Annotated in this window: 15 protein-coding genes, 1 rRNA gene and 1 riboswitch; of the genes, 3 read left to right on the top strand and 13 right to left on the bottom strand. The window is 68.4% G+C overall.

What is annotated here, in order from left to right:
* Nucleotides 1-181: 181 nt before the first annotated feature.
* Complete coding sequence (locus tag AOK08_RS00110) at nt 182-1699, bottom strand: glutamate-cysteine ligase family protein (protein WP_055522375.1); 1518 nt, start codon at nt 1697-1699, stop codon at nt 182-184.
* A 568-nt stretch (nt 1700-2267) separates the two neighbouring features.
* Here AOK08_RS00110 and AOK08_RS00105 point away from each other — a divergent pair.
* The gene (locus tag AOK08_RS00105; protein WP_055522373.1) at nt 2268-2852 is read left to right on the top strand and encodes a hypothetical protein; all 585 of its coding nucleotides are present in this window, start codon (nt 2268-2270) and stop codon (nt 2850-2852) included.
* A gap of 376 nt (nt 2853-3228) precedes the next feature.
* Nucleotides 3229-3423 (top strand): DUF5999 family protein, encoded by a 195-nt coding sequence (locus AOK08_RS00100; protein WP_055522371.1) that lies wholly within the window; start codon nt 3229-3231, stop codon nt 3421-3423.
* Nucleotides 3424-3551: 128 nt separating this feature from the next.
* On the opposite strand, the gene gcvP is transcribed toward AOK08_RS00100, so the two are convergent.
* Complete coding sequence (gcvP, locus tag AOK08_RS00095) at nt 3552-6437, bottom strand: aminomethyl-transferring glycine dehydrogenase (RefSeq protein ID WP_055522369.1); 2886 nt, start codon at nt 6435-6437, stop codon at nt 3552-3554.
* Nucleotides 6438-6617: 180 nt separating this feature from the next.
* A riboswitch (glycine riboswitch) is annotated at nt 6618-6712 on the bottom strand.
* Between the two features lie 114 nt (nt 6713-6826).
* Here gcvP and AOK08_RS00090 point away from each other — a divergent pair.
* A complete protein-coding gene (locus AOK08_RS00090; RefSeq protein ID WP_055522368.1) occupies nt 6827-7198 on the top strand; it encodes a PRC-barrel domain-containing protein in 372 nt (123 codons plus the stop codon).
* Here AOK08_RS00090 and AOK08_RS00085 read toward each other — a convergent pair.
* The 11 genes from AOK08_RS00085 to rrf all read right to left on the bottom strand — a co-directional run bounded on the left by AOK08_RS00085 (nt 7120) and on the right by rrf (nt 17732).
* Nucleotides 7120-8610, bottom strand: a complete 1491-nt coding sequence (locus AOK08_RS00085; protein ID WP_079053712.1) for a DNA polymerase IV — start codon at nt 8608-8610, stop codon at nt 7120-7122. The genes AOK08_RS00090 and AOK08_RS00085 overlap by 79 nt on opposite strands.
* 53 nt (nt 8611-8663) lie before the next feature.
* Nucleotides 8664-9347, bottom strand: a complete 684-nt coding sequence (locus tag AOK08_RS00080) for a MerR family transcriptional regulator (RefSeq protein ID WP_198539057.1) — start codon at nt 9345-9347, stop codon at nt 8664-8666.
* Between the two features lie 327 nt (nt 9348-9674).
* On the bottom strand, nt 9675-10148 hold the full coding sequence (locus AOK08_RS00075; RefSeq protein ID WP_006123076.1) for a bifunctional nuclease family protein: 474 nt from the start codon (nt 10146-10148) through the stop codon (nt 9675-9677).
* A 106-nt stretch (nt 10149-10254) separates the two neighbouring features.
* The gene (gene ftsR, locus AOK08_RS00070; RefSeq protein ID WP_055522362.1) at nt 10255-10989 is read right to left on the bottom strand and encodes a transcriptional regulator FtsR; all 735 of its coding nucleotides are present in this window, start codon (nt 10987-10989) and stop codon (nt 10255-10257) included.
* Between the two features lie 43 nt (nt 10990-11032).
* Nucleotides 11033-11926 (bottom strand): FHA domain-containing protein, encoded by an 894-nt coding sequence (locus tag AOK08_RS48790; RefSeq protein ID WP_079053711.1) that lies wholly within the window; start codon nt 11924-11926, stop codon nt 11033-11035.
* Nucleotides 11927-12056: 130 nt separating this feature from the next.
* Nucleotides 12057-12950 (bottom strand): DUF881 domain-containing protein, encoded by an 894-nt coding sequence (locus tag AOK08_RS00060; RefSeq protein ID WP_055522358.1) that lies wholly within the window; start codon nt 12948-12950, stop codon nt 12057-12059.
* A 5-nt stretch (nt 12951-12955) separates the two neighbouring features.
* Nucleotides 12956-13288 carry a small basic family protein gene (locus AOK08_RS00055; protein ID WP_006376801.1) on the bottom strand — a complete coding sequence of 111 codons (333 nt, stop codon included), beginning with the start codon at nt 13286-13288 and terminating at the stop codon, nt 12956-12958.
* Entirely contained in the window at nt 13285-14121 is an 837-nt protein-coding gene (locus AOK08_RS00050; RefSeq protein ID WP_055522356.1) for a DUF881 domain-containing protein, read from the bottom strand. The genes AOK08_RS00055 and AOK08_RS00050 overlap by 4 nt, the downstream gene beginning before the upstream one ends.
* Nucleotides 14122-14290: 169 nt before the next feature.
* Complete coding sequence (locus tag AOK08_RS00045) at nt 14291-16786, bottom strand: mannose-1-phosphate guanyltransferase (protein WP_055522354.1); 2496 nt, start codon at nt 16784-16786, stop codon at nt 14291-14293.
* 111 nt (nt 16787-16897) lie between these two features.
* Nucleotides 16898-17506, bottom strand: a complete 609-nt coding sequence (clsA, locus tag AOK08_RS00040) for a cardiolipin synthase ClsA (RefSeq protein ID WP_055522352.1) — start codon at nt 17504-17506, stop codon at nt 16898-16900.
* A gap of 109 nt (nt 17507-17615) precedes the next feature.
* A 5S ribosomal RNA gene (gene rrf, locus AOK08_RS00035) occupies nt 17616-17732 on the bottom strand.
* Nucleotides 17733-17805 lie beyond the last annotated feature (73 nt).

Here is a 17805-nt window from a genome sequence, read left to right as displayed (position 1 = left end):
CGACCGGGGAGGGACACCACCGTCATGGGACGTCACAGCTTGCCCGATCAACCTGAGGAAGGCGTGAGTGACCCCCGCGCAGGCGCCCGGCGCCGCACGCGCGCCGGCGCGAGCGGCACTCGTTCCGCACCCGCTCGGCACCCGCTCCGCACTCGTTCCCACCGGGGACCACCCCAGCGGCTCACCCCAGCGGCACCGGCTCCGGCAGCCCCACGGGCCAGGTGTGCACCGGCTCCCCGAGGTGCATCAGCTCGCTGTAGCGCCGGGTGGTCGCGGCCAGCGCGGCCTCCCGGGACAGCCCCTTCTCCAGCGCCCGGTGGAAGGTGGCCACCTGCCAGGACGCTCCGTTGGCCCTTCGCCTGCACCGCTCCTCGATCACCCCGAGGTACAGGTCCCGGTCGGCGGGCTCCACCCCCCACGCGTCGAGACCGGCCGCGGCGAGCGGCAGCAGTTCCTCCTGTACGAGCCGCACCGCGTCGACCTCCGCCGTGCCGCCGAACCGTCCGCCCCGGGGCCACCGGAGCCGCGCGTCGATGCCGTACCGGCAGGCTGCGTCGAAGTTGGCGGCGGCTGCCTCGAAGGGCATCCTGGTCCACACGGGCCGCGACTCCTCGGCGAGCGACCGTACGACCCCGTAGTAGAAGGCCGCGTTGGCGATGACGTCCGTGACGGTGGGCCCGGCGGGCAGCACCCGGTTCTCGACGCGCAGATGCGGTACGCCGTCCGCGATGCCGTACACCGGGCGGTTCCAGCGGTACACGGTGCCGTTGTGCAGCACCAGTTCGCCGAGCTTCGGCACGCCTCCGGCGTCGAGGACGCTCAGCGGGTCCTCGTCGTCGCAGATCGGCAGCAGCGGCGGGTAGTAGCGCAGGTTCTCCTCGAAGAGTTCGTACGCCGAGGAGACCCACCGCTCCCCGAACCAGGTGCGCGGCCGTACGCCCTGTGCCTGGAGTTCCGGCGGACGGGTGTCCGTGGCCTGGGTGAACAGCGGGGGCCGCGACTCGCGCCACAGCTCGTGGCCGAACAGGAAGGGCGAGTTGGCCCCGATCGCGATCTGCACGGCGGCGACCACCTGCGCCGCGTTCCACACATCGGCGAACCGCGCCGGCGTGACCTGGAGATGCAGTTGCACGGAGGTGCAGGCGGCCTCCGGGACGATGGACGTCGATGTGCACGAGAGGTGCTCCACGCCCTCGATGTCGAGCGTGAAGTCCTCGCCGCGGGCCGCCACGATCTGATCGTTGAGCAGCGCGTAGCGGTCGACGTCGGAAAGATTGGACGAGACCAGGTCGTCGCGTTCGAGCGTCGGCAGAATGCCGATCATCATGATCCCGGCATCCACCTCGTTCGCTTTCCGATGGGCATATGCCAGCGACGTGCGAAGCTCTTCGGCGAGGCGGTCGAATACCCGGCCCGCGAGGCGATGTGGGGCGATGTTTACTTCCAGATTGAACATTGCGAGCTCTGTCTGGAAATCTCGGCTCGCGATCCTTTCGAGTACTTGCCCATTCATCATTTTCGGCATGCCGTCGGGCCCTACGAGATTCAGCTCGATCTCCAGCCCCAGGAGATTCTTGGGCCGGTCGAACCGCTTCTCGGCCAGCAGTCGCTCCAGCCCCGTCAGACACTGCCGGAGCTTCGTGCGGTAGCGCAGGCGATCGGACAGCTCGAACAGCCCCGCCACGACCTTCTCCCCCATCGGAGTGTCCCTCCTCGAATGGGCGGGCCGAAGATCCGGCCGCTGATGTCCCGGGTCACGGGGGATAATGCCCACCAAACGCGATCGATAACGTCCCACGTGTTCCTGTCACACGCTACGCTGGTCGGCACGACCGCGGCACATTCGTCCGGCATGACGGCGCCGGCGGTCCAGGGCTAACAACCAGTAGTTGCGCACTTGCGAACTCATGAAAAAACACCGACGCCAATTGGACGACCGCATCCGGCACATCCACCGAGGTCATCACCGTACAACCGGCCGGGAATCGGGATAAACACCTCGCAACGCCGACTGAACAAGCCCTTGCTCTTCACGCGGAAAACAGTTAGACGAAACATAGTCAGAACACGCGTCGTATAAACTCCGCAAACAAGGGCAGAGAGTCGGCGCCCAGGTCCTGGGTCCAGCCGTCCAGGTGACGTACGGCAGGCCGCACCCCGTCAGCGCACCCGGCCCCCGCCTCTTCGACCCTGAGACTCCGAGAGCTGACAGCGCCGTCCGCCCCGCCCTCGCGCCACCATGCCTGCCGAATGAGAGGCGTTCCACCATGCCGCTGCATGTTCCCCCGGCTCCCGCGCCCGCCCTCCGCACCGTCCTCACGGCACTCGGTTCCCCCACCGCCGTCCGCGAGGCCCGCACCCCGTCCCTCCGCGACGCCCAGGGGCCCACCACCCCCGAGCTCCCGCTGCCCGTGCACGTCCTGGACCGGACCGCCCCCGCGGGCACGTCCGCCACCCGGCTGACCGGTTGGCGCTTCCTGATCCGCGCCGGCGACCGTACGGTGGCGGCGGCCGAGACCATGCTGACCGCCGACGGCTGGGCCTTCTCGCACTTCTTCGAAGGGCCCTACCTCGCCTCCACCGAGCGCGCCCTGCGCCAGGCGGACACGATGAAGCAGCCCTACCAGGCGCGCCTGCTCTCCGTCCCCGAGCTGTACATGCTGACCCTGTGGCTGCACGGCGACATCACCGCCGACGGAGCCGAGGGCCAGCCCGCCGCGACCGACCTGCTCGTGCCGCTGGCGCCGGCCCCGCCGGGTATCGCGGCGCACCGTCCGCACCGGGTAGCCGAACTCCTCCCCGTCCTGACCCATCGGGTGACTTCGGCCCCGCTGCTGCGTTCCCCCGCCTGACCGCACACGGCACGACACTCTCCGTATTCCCACGTACCCCGCCGCCGAATTCCCGGCGACGGGGTACGTTGCTCTTTCGGGCGTCATTACGCTCGTACGAGCCATTGAGGGTTTGCGTACCGTCCGGACTAGCCCCATCCGGCTATCAAGAACCCCCCAAAGGGACAGCCCAGTTGGGCTGAACCGTCCGCCCGGGTGATGCGTCTTGAACCTGTAAGAAGCGGTGCGGCCAAATCCCTGCGGATTGACGCCCGTGGGGCAACACTGGGACCGAACCGATTTATCACAACGGGGAGCGGCCATGAACAGTGCTTCGAGCCGCAGGACAGACACCACAGCCATCTCACACTCCATGACAGAGCGAAAGATCCCATCAATGTGCCAGCACCAGCCACCGTGCCCGACAGCCCAATCCACCGACCGGGAGTCCGCCCGTCTCATGGCGCACCACCCGGAACAGGGATGGAGCCTGCTGTGCAACGGCGTTCTCCTCTTCGAGGACACCGGTGAGCTCCTGCCCGACGGCCAGATCATCGCCCCGCACCGACCGGTGGCGGTGACGGCCGCCTGACGGCCTCGCACGCGGACAAGGGCAGCCTCCCGACGTCAGGAGCGACTGCCCGAAAAGCGGAACAGACGAAGAGGGGCCGGCCCGCAGACACCCGCTGCGAACCGGCCCCGACGCATGTTCGAGGGTGACTACTCCTCGTAGGCGTCCAGTGGCGGGCAGGAACAGACCAGGTTCCGGTCACCGAAGGCCTGGTCGATCCGGCGCACCGGCGGCCAGTACTTGTCGGCCGCCGAGACCCCGGCCGGGAAGACCGCCTCCGCGCGCGTGTAGGCGTGCGTCCACTCCCCGCCGAGCGCGGCGGCGGTGTGCGGCGCGTTCCGCAGCGGGTTGTCGTCGGCGGGCCAGTCGCCCGCGCCGACCTTCTCGATCTCGCCGCGAATGGCGATCATCGCCTCGCAGAACCGGTCCAGCTCGCCCAGGTCCTCGGACTCGGTCGGCTCGATCATCAGCGTCCCGGCCACCGGGAACGACATCGTCGGCGCGTGGAACCCGTAGTCGATCAGCCGCTTGGCGATGTCGTCGACGCTGACGCCCGTGGCCTTGCTGATCGGCCGCAGATCGATGATGCACTCGTGCGCGACCAGCCCGCCCGGCCCGGTGTAGAGCACCGGGTAGTGCGGCTCCAGCCGCTTGGCGATGTAGTTGGCGCTCAGCACGGCCACCTGGGTGGCCCGCTTGAGCCCCTCGCCGCCCATCAGCCGGACGTACGCCCACGAGATCGGCAGAATGCCCGCCGAACCCCAGGGCGCCGCCGAGATCGGCCCCACGCCCGTCTCGGGACCGGCGGCGGGCTGGAGGGGGTGGTTGGGCAGGTAGGGCGCGAGGTGCGCCCGTACGCCCACCGGGCCCACGCCCGGGCCGCCGCCGCCGTGCGGGATGCAGAACGTCTTGTGCAGGTTCAGGTGCGAGACGTCCCCGCCGAAGTGCCCGGGCTTTGCCAGCCCCACCAGCGCGTTGAGGTTGGCCCCGTCGACGTACACCTGCCCGCCGGCCTCGTGCACCTGGGCGCAGATGTCGGCGACATGTTCCTCGAACACCCCGTGCGTGGACGGGTACGTGATCATCAGCACCGACAGCTCGTCCCGGTACTGCTCGATCTTCGCCCGCAGGTCCTCGACGTCGATCTCGCCGTCCCCGGCGGTCTTCACGACGACGACCTTCATACCGGCCATGACGGCACTGGCCGCGTTGGTCCCGTGCGCGGACGACGGGATCAGGCAGACGGTCCGCTGGTCGTCGCCGTTGGCCCGGTGGTAGCCGCGTACGGCGAGCAGCCCGGCCAGCTCGCCCTGCGAACCGGCGTTCGGCTGGAGCGACACCTTGTCGTATCCGGTGACCTCGGCGAGCCGCTCCTCCAGCTCACGGATGAGCGTCAGATAGCCCTGCGCCTGCTCGGCGGGCGCGAAGGGGTGCAACTGGCCGAACTCGGGCCAGGTGACCGGCTCCATCTCCGTGGTCGCGTTGAGCTTCATGGTGCAGGAGCCCAGCGGGATCATGCCCCTGTCGAGCGCGTAGTCCCGGTCGGCCAGCCGGCGCAGGTAGCGCAGCAGCGACGTCTCCGAGTGGTACTGGTGGAAGACGGGGTGGGTGAGGATCTCGTCGGTGCGCAGCAGCGCCTCCGGCAGCGAGTCCCCGGCGTCGGCGTCGAGCGCCTCGATGTCGCCGTCGACCCCGAACGCCGTCCATACGGCGCCCAGCTGGGCCCGCGTGGTGGTCTCGTCGCAGGACAGGAAGATCCGGTCGGCGTCGACGAGGTGCACATTGACCCCGTGCTCGCGCGCGGCGGCGGCCACCTCCCCCGCCTTCCCGGGCACCCGCACGGTGAGCGTGTCGAAGTAGGCCCCGTGGACGACCTCGACACCGCCCGCCGTCAGCCCGGCGGCGAGGATCGTGGCGTACCGGTGGGTGCGGCGGGCGATGGTCCGCAGCCCCTCGGGCCCGTGGTGGACGGCGTACATGCCCGCCATGACGGCCAGCAGGACCTGGGCCGTGCAGATGTTGCTGGTGGCCTTCTCGCGGCGGATGTGCTGCTCGCGCGTCTGGAGGGCGAGCCGGTACGCCTTGTGGCCGTCCGCGTCCACGGAGACACCCACGAGCCGCCCGGGCAGGCTGCGCGCGAACTGCTCGCGCACGGCCATGTATCCGGCGTGCGGCCCGCCGAAGCCCATCGGCACACCGAACCGCTGGGTCGTGCCGACCGCGATGTCGGCGCCGAGCTCACCGGGCGAGGTGAGCAGGGTCAGGGCCAGCAGATCGGCGGCGACGGTGACCACGGCACCAAGCGCGTGCGCCTGCTCGACAACGGGCTTCAGGTCCCGTACGGCACCGGAGGCGCCCGGGTACTGGAGGAGCACACCGTTGATCTCGCGCCCGGCGATGTCGTCCGGGATGCCCGCGCTCAGGTCGGCGACGACGACCTCGACGCCGGTCGGCTCGGCCCGCGTCTCGATCACGGCGATGGTCTGCGGCAGGGCGTCCGCGTCGACGAGGAAGAGGCCCTTCTTGTTCTTGCCCATGCGCCGCGACAGGGCCATCGCCTCGGCGGCCGCGGTGCCCTCGTCGAGCAGCGAGGCTCCGGAGGTGGGCAGGCCGGTGAGGTCGGCGACCATGGTCTGGAAGTTCAGCAGCGCCTCGAGGCGCCCCTGCGAGATCTCCGGCTGGTAGGGCGTGTACGCGGTGTACCAGGCCGGGTTCTCCATCACGTTCCGCAGGATGACCGGCGGGGTGAAGGTCCCGTAGTACCCGAGCCCGATCATGGAACCCAGTACCTGGTTCCGGTCGGCCAGCGACCGCAGCTCGGCCAGCACCTCGGCCTCGGTCCGGGCGCCCGGCAGGTCGAGGGCGTCGGCGTTCCTGATCACGTCAGGGACCGCGGCGGCCGTCAGCTCGTCGAGCGAGCCGTAGCCGACGTGCGCGAGCATCTTGGCCCGGTCCTCGTGGTCGGGCCCGATGTGACGCCGCTCGAAGGGCGTGCCCTGTTCGAGTACGGCGAGCGGAGTGCGGTGGGCGGTCATTGCGGAGGCCTCCTGGTCGTCGCGACCTTCGAGGGGCACCACGACACGGGTGCCCGAACGGCCTCCCCCTCTGTCATCTCAACCTGAGAGCTTCACCGGTACGCCAAACAGCTGACGTCCCGGCTTTCACCGTCGGTGAGAACGTGCGCCGTAGGCACCCGCTCTACTTTCCAGAGTGACCTCGTCCGTGCGGTACATGGGCCTGAGAGATTCCGGGGAGGATTTGCTCCTTCGGCGCCCTCCGAGGTTCCGGAGGACTCTCCCGCACGGGGTCAGCAGCCACTGGCCAGCCTATCAGCGGGCTCCACGCACACACCTTCGAGTGGCCGCCATCACAGAAGTACTCTTTTGTAGTGCTTACGGATGAGTCGCGACCATACGGAGGCGCCGTGCAGACCGACATTGATCCGCGCAACCTGATCGGCCGCAAGGCCTTCGACCGCAACGGCACCAAGATCGGCACGATCGACGAGATCTACCTCGACGACGCGACGGGAGTGCCTGAGTGGGCGGCCATCAGGACAGGCCTGTTCAGCAGGGACGCCTTTGTGCCACTGGAGCCCAGCGAACTGGTCGACGGCACCCTGCGCATCCCCTTCGAGCGAGCCCTGATCAAGGACGCTCCCGACTTCGGCGTGGGTCGGCACCTCTCCCCCGAGCAGGAACTCCAGCTCTACCACCACTACGGCCTCGACGTGGCTCCCCCGCTCCCGTTCCCCGACCACGACTTCGGCAGGCTCGCGGGTACGGACGACGCCTGATCGGGCGACTCCCGATCGGGCGACTCCTCGTCCGGGCCGTCGGGTCTTCGCGGCGCGGGTGCCACCAACGGCAGCGGATCCGCCGGCTCCAGCGCGGGATCGTCGGTCCGGAACGTACGCACCCGCCCCGGCTGCTCCGACTGCGGCGTCTCGAACCGGACGGTCACCCGCCCGAGCCCGCTCCCCTGCACCCACCCGTGCCCGAAGTCGGCATGCCGTACGTCGTGCCCGGTGGTCCAGTGGCGCTCGGCGGGCGGCTCCTCCCGCCGCTGCTCAGCACTCTCGTGCTCAGCCTCCTCCACCGGATCGGGCGCCGCCGCCTCCCGCGCCGCCAGCTCCCCGGCGGCCTGCGCGAACAGATCCTCCTGCGTGAAGTCGGCGAGACCGGTGACCCCCACCCCGAGCAGCCGCACACCCCCCGTCGTGTCCACCGCATCCAGCAGCCGGGCAGCCGCCTCCCGCACCACCCCGGGGTCGTCCGTGGGCCCGCGGAGCGTCTCGGACCGGGTCAGCGTGGAGAAGTCGTACCTGCGCACCTTGAGGACGATGGTCCGCCCGGACAGCCCGGCACCGCGCAGCCGACGGACACACCGGTCCGCCAGCCGCTGCACCTCCGTCCCCACCCGGCCCCGGTCATGGATGTCCACGTCGTACGTGTCCTCGACCGACACGGACTTGGCCTCCCGCTCGGCCACCACGGGCCGCTCGTCACGCGCCAGCGCCATCGCGTACAGCGCGTGCCCGTGCGCCTTCCCCAGCAGCCGTACCAGCTCGTCCTCGCCCGCCTCCGCCAGCTCGTCGACCGTACTGATCCCGGCCCGCCGCAGATGGTCCCCGGTCGCCGGGCCGACCCCCGGCAGGGTCCGCACCGGCATCGGCCCGAGCAGTGCCCGCTCGGTGCCCGGTTCGATCACCACCAGCCCGTCCGGCTTGGCCTGCTCCGAGGCGATCTTCGCGAGCATCTTGGAGGCGGCGAGCCCCACCGATCCCGTGAGCCCCGTGACCGCCCGTATGTCCGCGCGCAGCCTGATCCCGGCCAGCCGCGCCGACGTCTCGTCCCAGGCCGCCCCGCCCGCCTCCAGGTCCACGAACGCCTCGTCCATGCTCAGCGGCTCCACAAGGGGCGACAGCGCGTGCAGGAGCCCCATGACCTGCTCGCTGATCGACTTGTAGAACCCTCCCCGCGGCACGAGATAGGCGGCGTTCGGCGCGAGCCTGCGCGCCTGTGCCATCGGCATCGCGGAGTGCACCCCGAAGACCCGCGCTTCGTACGACGCCGTGGCCACCACTCCGCGAGGCCCGAGCCCGCCCACCACGACGGCCTTCCCGCGCAGGCTCGGCTTGGACGCCTGCTCCGCCGAGGCGTAGAAGGCGTCCATGTCGAGATGCAGGATCGTGGGCGCGTTTCTCACATTACCGATGCTGCCCTACGCCACTGACAATGCCCCGGAGGCCCGGGGGCCGCTCAGACCGCCCGGTTGCGCCGGCGTGCCAGTTCGTCCGCCGGGTTGTGCCCGACGAGCGTCTCGCCGGTGTCCACGCGCTCCCCGTGCAACTGCGAGAGAGCGCTTTCCACGTCCCGCCACACCACACCGACGGCGATGCCGAAAATGCCCTGCCCGCCCTGGAGCAGGGCGTGCACCTCGTCGGGGGAGGTGCATTCGTAGACGGTCGCGCCGTCGCTCATCAGCGTCAGCCGCTCCAGGTCACCGAACTCGCACGCCCGCAGATGCTGGACGGCCGTACGGATGTTCTGCAGCGAGACACCGGTGTCGAGAAAGCGCTTGACGATCTTCAGGACCACAACGTCCCGGAAGCTGTAGAGCCGCTGCGTCCCCGATCCATGGGCGGGCCGCACGCTCGGCTCGACCAGACCGGTGCGCGCCCAGTAGTCCAACTGCCGGTAGGTGATACCGGCCGCCGCGCATGCCGTCGGGCCGCGGTAGCCGATCTCCTCGGACGCCATGGAAGTCGCCCCTCCGCCGCCTGTCACAGCCGTCGGCCGCCGCGGAACGTGATCGGCCGCGCTGCCGTGATGGGGGTCCCCCCAGCTTGAGCGTAGCCGAGAGTCTGGGGGAGGGTACGGGCCGCTCTCCCCCAGACCGCGTCCGGGGGCACCCCCAGCCGTACCGTCGCCGCTGCTTCTCACGCCGACCTCCGTCCTTGAACTGCCTTCTCGACGGTAGGCAGTCACCAGGGGTGCGTCAACGATCGCCACACTAGGCACGCCTAGTGATAATCACCCTAGGAGTGGTTTCCCGTACCCCACCGCGGGGAAAGGCTAGCCGAATGTGCTCCGAGTGGGCCGCAGGACGCTCTCACACGCCGCTGGCAATTGCCATCATCGGCGACCTCTCGGGCAACCGCACCCGGCACCTCCGACCAGCGGATCCACGGGGTGGCCGAGCCTCGTCAGCCGTCGCCGTCGCGGCTCACCGACTGGTGGCTCATGACTGTTGGGTCACTGACCCGTGACTCACTGGCTGTTGGTCCCGAAGTCCTCGGGGGAGATCTGGTCGAGGAACTCGCGGAACTTCTCCACCTCGTCCTCCTGCTCGTCCGGGATCGCGATCCCGGCGTCGTCGAGCACTCCGTCGCTGCCGTAGATCGGCGTACCGGTACGCAGCGCCAGCGCTATGGCGTCGGACGGGCGGGCGCTCACCTCGACTCCGCTGGCGAACACCAGTTCCGCGTAGAAGACACCTTCGCGCAGATCCGTGATGCGCACTTCGGTGAGCTCCTGGCCGACGGCCTCCAGCACGTCCTTGAACAGGTCGTGGGTCAGCGGTCGTGCGGGGGCCATGCCCTGCTGGGCGAAGGCGATGGCCGTCGCCTCACCCGGTCCGATCCAAATGGGAAGGTAACGGTCGCCTCCCACTTCACGCAGGAGCACGATCGGTTGGTTGGAGGGCATTTCGACCCGGACACCTACGACATCGAGCTCGTTCACACAGCAACCCTAGGCCGTGCCCGGGATGTTTGGGTAGTCGGGCACGGAACAGGCGACCGATCCGCCCTCCGGCACCGAGCCCACGCGACGCGGCGACCCGGCACTCTCAGGGCTGCCGCCCGCCCAGCGCGATCCGCACCAGGGCCGCGTGCAGCTTCACCGTGAGCCCCGACAGTTCCTTGCTGCGGGCCTCCGCGAGGGCCCTGGTCTGCGGATTGCGGTGCCGCTTGAGGGGGGCGACCACCTGGTCGACCAGGCCGGCCTCGCGCTCGGCGGCGGTCTTCATCACCCGCAGATGCCGCGGCTCGATCCCGAACCGCCCCAGCTCGGCGACGAGCGCCGCCACGGTGACCGTCTCCGCGTCGTACGCCCCGTCCAGAAGCGGCGCGACCAGCCCGTACGACTGCCACTCGTCGAGTTCGGCCTCACCGATCCCGGCGGCGGCCAGCAGCTCGGCGCGACCGATCCGGGCCGCGGTGGGCTGTTCGGGTTCCAGAACCGGCTCGCCGTCCTTCTGGCGGCCGACGCTGGGCAGCGGGACGGCCTCGCCGCGCTCCATGGCGTCCAGGTACTCCCTGATCACCTTGAGCGGCAGATAGTGGTCCCGCTGCATTCGCAGGACCTGGGCGAGGCGTTCCACGTCCCCCGGACTGAACTTCCGGTACCCCGACGGGGTCCGCTGCGGCTCGATGAGCCCCTCGGACTCCAGAAAACGGATCTTGGAGATGGTGGCTTCGGGGAACTCGTCGCGCAGCGCGTTCAGCACTGTGCCGATGCTCATCAGCCCACTGTCCGCGGCGGCGATGCCGTGCCCGGCACCGCCGCTCGGTGTTTGAAGCATGGACCTTCCCTGGGAGTCCCCCCGGACTCAGTCCGGAGGAGGGTCAGTAACCCCGCTGGCTCGCGTAGAACACCAGCCGGTACTTGCCGATCTGCACCTCGTCACCGTTCGACAGGGCGACCTGGTCGATCCGCTCACGGTTGACGTACGTGCCGTTGAGGCTGCCCACGTCGGCGACCGTGAACATGCCGTCCTGGCCGCGCCGGAACTCGACGTGCCTGCGCGACACGGTGACGTCGTCCAGGAAGATGTCGCTCTGCGGATGACGCCCGGCCGTGGTCAGGTCACCGTCCAGCAGGAAGCGGCTGCCGGAGTTCGGGCCACGGCGCACCACCAGCAGCGCCGATCCGAGCGGCAACGCGTCCACCGCTGCCTGCGCCTCGGGCGAGAGCATCGGCATCTGCGTCTGACCGGTGACCTCGGCGTCATACGCCTCGATGCCGGAGATGGAGATCGTCGACGTCGTTTCCGACGGCCGCTCGGGGGTTACCCCGGGCCGCAGCGGCGCGCCGCAGTTGGAGCAGAAACGGCTGTTCTCCGCGTTGCGGTTACCGCACCTCGTACACACCAGGGCCGACATCGATGGATCCTCCTGCCGCGGCTGCCCCGCCGGGGCATTGGACGCATACGGACCGGAGGAAAACTCTCCACCCGTACCTGAGGTTGACGGTTCCCCGAAACCTATGCGCCCTGACTGGGCAGGGTCAACAGACGCCGCCCCCTGACCTCCCGGAACGTCACCGCCCGGACCGCCGATCTGATCCCGGAACAACGGACGCTGACCGTCCGCGTCGGGCTCCGCGCGATGGCGGGCCGTCGCGTTGTCGCCGCTGCCCTCTCGCGCGCTCTTGCCGAACAACTTCGCAAACAACTTCACGGGCGATTCCCCTTGACCGAAACAGACCCGCCCGTGGGGCAGGACGAACCCTGACTGCATCTACCGGTCGACCCGGACATCCTCACAACGTCCGCCGCCACCTGACAGTTTCCACCACGCACCACCCATTCGGTGCGCCGACCCCCCGCAACCTCATGCCCTCCCCGGACAGCCCCCATGCACCCCCGGTTCACTGGGAGGACGACCGAGCGTAGTCAGGCTGCTTCGCCGCCCGCAAGGCGTCCACAACGATCTTGGCCGCCCGCTCCACGGTAACGGTGGCCTGCTCCTTCTCCAGGGTCTGCACCACACCTCCGGGGATGTTGAGCGCCGGTTCGAGATCCTGGGGCTTGCCGATGACCTTGAAACGATAGGGCGCGTCGATCTTGTTCCCGTCGACGCTCACCCCACCACCGTCCTCGTCCGCCAGGTAGGTCCCCGCGACCACCCGTACACCGTTGACCTGGATCGCCTCGGCGCCGGCCGCACGCAACTCCTGGATCGCGTCGAGCAGCATGTCGGCTTCGACCTTTCCCTTCGTGTCCTCGACGGTCAGCGTGATCCCGGGCCCCTGCGCGGCCACCGTGCCCGCCAGGATGCCCAGTTGCCGCTCCTTCTCGACCGTCTGCCTACGGGCCTCCTCAGCTTGGTCCGAGCTGTTCTCCAACTCGGTCCGCTGATCTTCGAGACCCCTCTTCTCGTCTTCAAGACGTTGAGTACGGTCATCCAGTTCATCCAGAATGCGTACGAGATCTTCCTGACGCGCACCGCGCAGCGCACCGTCGTTGTCACTGGTGGACGCGACCTGCACCGCCAGCCCGAATCCGAGCCCGAACAGCAGCAGGGCGACGATGAGTTGGGCCCGGGTCACCCGCGGCGGCCACAGCCCCTTCGCGAGCCGCTGACGGCCGGTCAGGGACGGCTCGGTCGCCTCGTCGGCAACCGCGGCCGGTACGTCCGGGACCTGCTCGGACGAGGCCTCCGCGTGGGTCGCGGGGACCTCCTGCGGCAGTTCCTCGCGCAATGGCTTCCGGCCCGCCTCGCGGTGCTTGTCGCCCGCGTCGTTCTTGCCGTTGTCACTCATCGGCGTCAGGCCCGGAACACGTGCCGACGGATCGCCGCGGCATTGGAGAAGATACGGATACCGAGAACCACGACGACACCCGTGGACAACTGCGCGCCGACGCCGAGCTTGTCGCCGAGGAAGACGATCAGCGCGGCCACGACGACGTTCGACAGGAACGACACCACGAAGACCTTGTCGACGAAGATGCCGTCCAGCATGGCCCGCAGACCGCCGAACACGGCGTCCAGGGCCGCGACTACGGCGATGGGAAGGTAAGGCTCGACGACCGCCGGCACCTCGGGCCGAACCAACAATCCAGCCACGACGCCCACGACGAGGCCCAGTACCGCGATCACGATGTGCCCTTCTCTGTTCTCGGCTGTGCTGTACGTACGATCACGCTCGGTGCGGCCGGCAGCCGGAGGTCGCTCTCCACGGAGATGCTGGTCCGGATGCCGAAGTTCTGCTGCAGCGCGTGCAGATACAGTCCGTCCGCGCTGTCCTGGAACCTGGTGCTCAGCCGCTTGCCGTCCCCCACCGCGAGCACCGTGTACGGCGGCACGAGCGGCTTGTTGTCGACCAGTATCGCGTCTCCCGCGGCCCGGATCGCCGACAGTGCCGTCAGCCGCTGCCCGTTGATCGCGACTGCCTCGGCACCCGACTGCCACAGCCCGTTCACGACCCGCTGCATGTCCCGGTCGCGCACCCGCCCCGTGTCGGAGAATCCGGAGGTCTCCCGCGGGTTCCCGCCGCCACCACTGTCGGCTTCCTTCGCGTCGTCCACGACCAGCTTGACACCCGGCCCGTGCACCTCGGTCGCCCCGGACAGGATGCCCACCAGGTCGGCCTGTTCGCCGCCGCCCCCCGACTTCAGCGCCGCGCGCTGCCGCGCGCTCACATCGTCCCGCAACCCGTCGACCGTCTTCTCCAGCTTGTCGGCGGACTCGGTCTCACGGTTGATGCGGTCGATCAGTTCGCCGCGCTCCTTGGCGATCACGGGCGCCGCTATCCGCGCCTGGGCCGCCCCCACGGTCACCACGAGAGCGGCGAGCACCAGACCAGCGGCGAGGCCCAGCTTCGCTCTCAGCGGCTTCGGCAGCCCGCCGTCACCCGCCGCCTTCCGGCGCTCGGCGGCCTCGGCGTACCCCTCGTCGAGGCTGTGGTCCATGACGTTGGTGAGCAGCGACATGGACGCGTCCGGGCGGGAACGGCTCGTGGGGATGCTCCGAACGGGGGGTTGCTGCGGCATGCCGCACATCGTCCCACGTCGCGACCACTGCCTCCGAACGGCCCCACCGGCATGCCGGACGGGCCCCTATAGGGGAACTCCCGCCCGGCACGCGCGCGTGTACGTCGGTTCAGCGCCCGGCGCCGTCCACGACGGCGGACCACTCGTCGAGCAGCGCCTGGGCGGAGGCGTCGTCCGGCCCCTCGGCCCACAGATGCGTGACAGCCTCCGCCGGGTCGGGCAGAACCATCACCCAGCGCCCGTCGGTCTCGACCACCCGCACCCCGTCGGTGGTGTCGACGAATCGCTCCCCGGCCTCCTCAACGACCCGCCTCATGACAAGCCCCTTGACGGCCCAGGGAGTCGCCAGATCCCGCTTCAGGACATGCGCTCGCGGAATCCTGGCATCGATCTGGCTGAGCGTGAGCTGCGTCCGCGCGACCAGCCCGATGAGCCGTACGAAGGCCGCCGAACCGTCGAAGACACTGCTGAACTCGGGCACGATGAAACCGCCGCGCCCGTCCCCGCCGAAGATGGTCGACTCATCACGCCCGACCCGGGTCAGATCGTCGGGCGAGGTGGTCGTCCACTCCACCTGGGTCCCGTGATACGCGGCGACCTGCTCGGCGATCCGAGTGGTGGTGACCGGCAGCGCCACTCGCCCACTGCGCCGTTCCGCGGCCACCAGATCGAGCATGACGAGCAACGCCCGGTCGTCCTCGATGATCCGCCCCTTCTCGTCCACGAGCGAAAGCCGCTCGCCCACCGGATCGAAACGCACACCGAAGGCGGCACCCGCCGACGCCACGATCTCGCCGAGTCGCACCATTCCGGACCGCCGGGTATCCGCGGACTCCGTCGGCCTTGACTCGTCGAGACCGGGATTGATGGTCAGCGAATCTACCCCGAGTTTCCCGAGCAGACTGGGCAGCACAAGTCCCGCACTGCCGTTGGACGCATCCACGACCACTTTGAGCCCGGACTCTGCGATCCCTGTCGTATCGACATTCCGCAGCAACGACCCGGTGTACGAGTCGAACACACTGGCGGGGAAATGCAGATCCCCGATCTCTCCGGGGAACGCCCGCCGGTACTCCTGCCGCGCGAACACCCGGTCCAGCTTCCGCTGACTCGCCTGCGAGAGATCGGCCCCCTGCCCGTCGAAGAACATGATGTCGACGGAGTCCGGCACACCGGGCGTCGTCCGGATCATGATCCCGCCGGCACTCCCCCGCGCGGTCTGCTGCCGCGCCACCGGCAGCGGTACGTTCTCCAGGTCTCGTACGTCGATGGCGCTGGTCTGCAGCGCGGAGATGACCGCCCGTTTCAGCGCGCGGGCACCACGGGAGTGGTCGCGGGCGGTGGTGACAGTGGACCCCTTCTTCAGGGTGGTCGCGTAGGCACCGGCCAACCGCACCACCAGCTCGGGGGTGATCTCGACATTCAGAATGCCGGAAACCCCACGGGCACCGAAGAGATGCGCCTGCCCTCTCGATTCCCAGATCACCGAGGTGTTGACGAAGGCGCCTGCCTCGATCGTCTTGAACGGGTATACGCGTACGTTCCCCTGAATGATCGATTCTTCGCCTACGAGACACTCGTCGCCGATGACCGCCCCGTCCTCGATCCGCGCCGCACGCATGATGTCGGTGTTCTTCCCGACCACGCAGCCTCGCAGATTGCTGTGCTGTCCGATGTACACGTTGTCGTGCAGCACGGCCCGGTGCAGAAAGGCCCCGCTCTTCACGACGACGTTCGAGCCCACCACGGTGTGCTCGCGGATTTCCGCACCGGCCTCGACCTTGGCGTAGTCCCCTACGTAGAGGGGTCCACGAAGCACGGCGTCGGGATGTACCTCGGCACCCTCGGCGACCCACACACCGGGCGAGATCTCGAAGCCGTCGAGTTCGACATCGACCTTGCCCTCAAGGACGTCGGCCTGCGCCTTCAGATAGCTCTCGTGCGTACCGACGTCCTCCCAGTACCCCTCGGCGATGTAGCCGTAGATCGGGCGTCCCTCTTTCATCAACTGCGGGAAGACGTCCCCGGACCAGTCGACGGAAACGTCGGCCTCGACGTAGTCGAAGACCTCGGGCTCCATGACGTAGATACCGGTGTTCACGGTGTCGGAGAAGACCTGCCCCCAGGTCGGCTTCTCAAGGAAGCGCTCGACCTTGCCTTCCTCGTCGACGATGGTGATACCGAATTCCAGTGGATTCGGCACCCTCGTCAGACAGACGGTGACGAGCGCACCCTTTTCCTTGTGGAAGTTGATGAGTTCGGTGAGATCGAAGTCGGTCAGAGCATCACCGGAGATGACGAGGAAAGTGTCGTCCTTCAACGCCTCTTCAGCGTTCTTGACACTTCCGGCGGTACCGAGTGGCTTCTCCTCGTTGGCATAGGTGAGTTCCATGCCGAGCTCTTCACCGTCACCGAAGTAGTTCTTGACGAGCGAGGCCAGGAACTGAACAGTGACGACTGTCTCGTTGAGCCCATGCCTTTTGAGCAGCCGCAGTACATGCTCCATGATCGGCCGATTGGCCACGGGCAGGAGCGGCTTGGGCATGCTTGAGGTCATCGGACGAAGGCGTGTGCCTTCGCCTCCGGCCATCACGACGGCCTTCATGTCGGAAGCGTCCTCCTTGAAGAGACGGTCTAGCCGACTTCACCCGTCCAGATTGTCCCGCACTTTTTCGAAGCGGGCCATCGAGCCACTGCGGTCGCCCAATCGGGGAGCTCAATCGGCCATGGCGTCCGCGCGGACCAGCCGGCGGACTTGTACCACGTAGAGGACTCCTGCCCACCAGTACAGGGTTGTACCCCATCCGGCGAACGCCCATCCGAAAATAGCAGCGAGTGACGAGAGCCACGTGCTTCCGTCACTGAGCAGAAGAAGCGGGAAGGCGTACATCAGGTTGAACGTGGCGGCCTTCCCCAGGAAGTTCACCTGCGGTGGCGGATACCCGTGACGCCTGAGGACGCCCACCATCACCAGCAGAACCAGCTCTCGCGCAAGCAGTGCAGCGGTCAACCAGATTGGCAGAATCTCACGCCATGTGAGACCGACCAGCGTCGAGAGAATGTAGAGCCGGTCGGCTGCGGGGTCAAGGAGCCGGCCAAGACTGCTGATCTGGTTCCAGCGCCTCGCGAGCTTGCCGTCCAGATAGTCACTGATCCCGCTCAGCATCAGCACCAGGAGCGCCCAGCCGTCGCTCTGCGGACCACCGAACTCAGGCCGAAGGATCAGCCAGAGAAAGACGGGTACGCCGACGAGGCGCGCCATGCTGAGGATGTTCGGGATGGTGAGGACCCGGTCCGTCTGGACGCGGGTCTCCTGGACCTCCACCCGGGAGCCTCCTGTGGGAAATGAGCCAACGATGCCCCCTGACCCTACCTCAACGCAAAAAAGCTCCGGCCCTCGGGCGGTATGCCCAAGAGCCGGAGCTATAAAAGGAGTTCGGCGGTGTCCTACTCTCCCACAGGGTCCCCCCTGCAGTACCATCGGCGCTGTAAGGCTTAGCTTCCGGGTTCGGAATGTAACCGGGCGTTTCCCTCACGCTATGACCACCGAAACACTATGAAACACTCAACCGCACCACACCCGAGACCAATGGTCATGAGTATGGGGTTGTTCGTGGTTTCAGA

It is taken from the genome of Streptomyces graminilatus (assembly GCF_001418565.1).
GTDB classification, from domain to species: domain Bacteria; phylum Actinomycetota; class Actinomycetes; order Streptomycetales; family Streptomycetaceae; genus Streptomyces; species Streptomyces graminilatus.
This window is presented reverse-complemented; position numbering and strand designations above follow the sequence as displayed.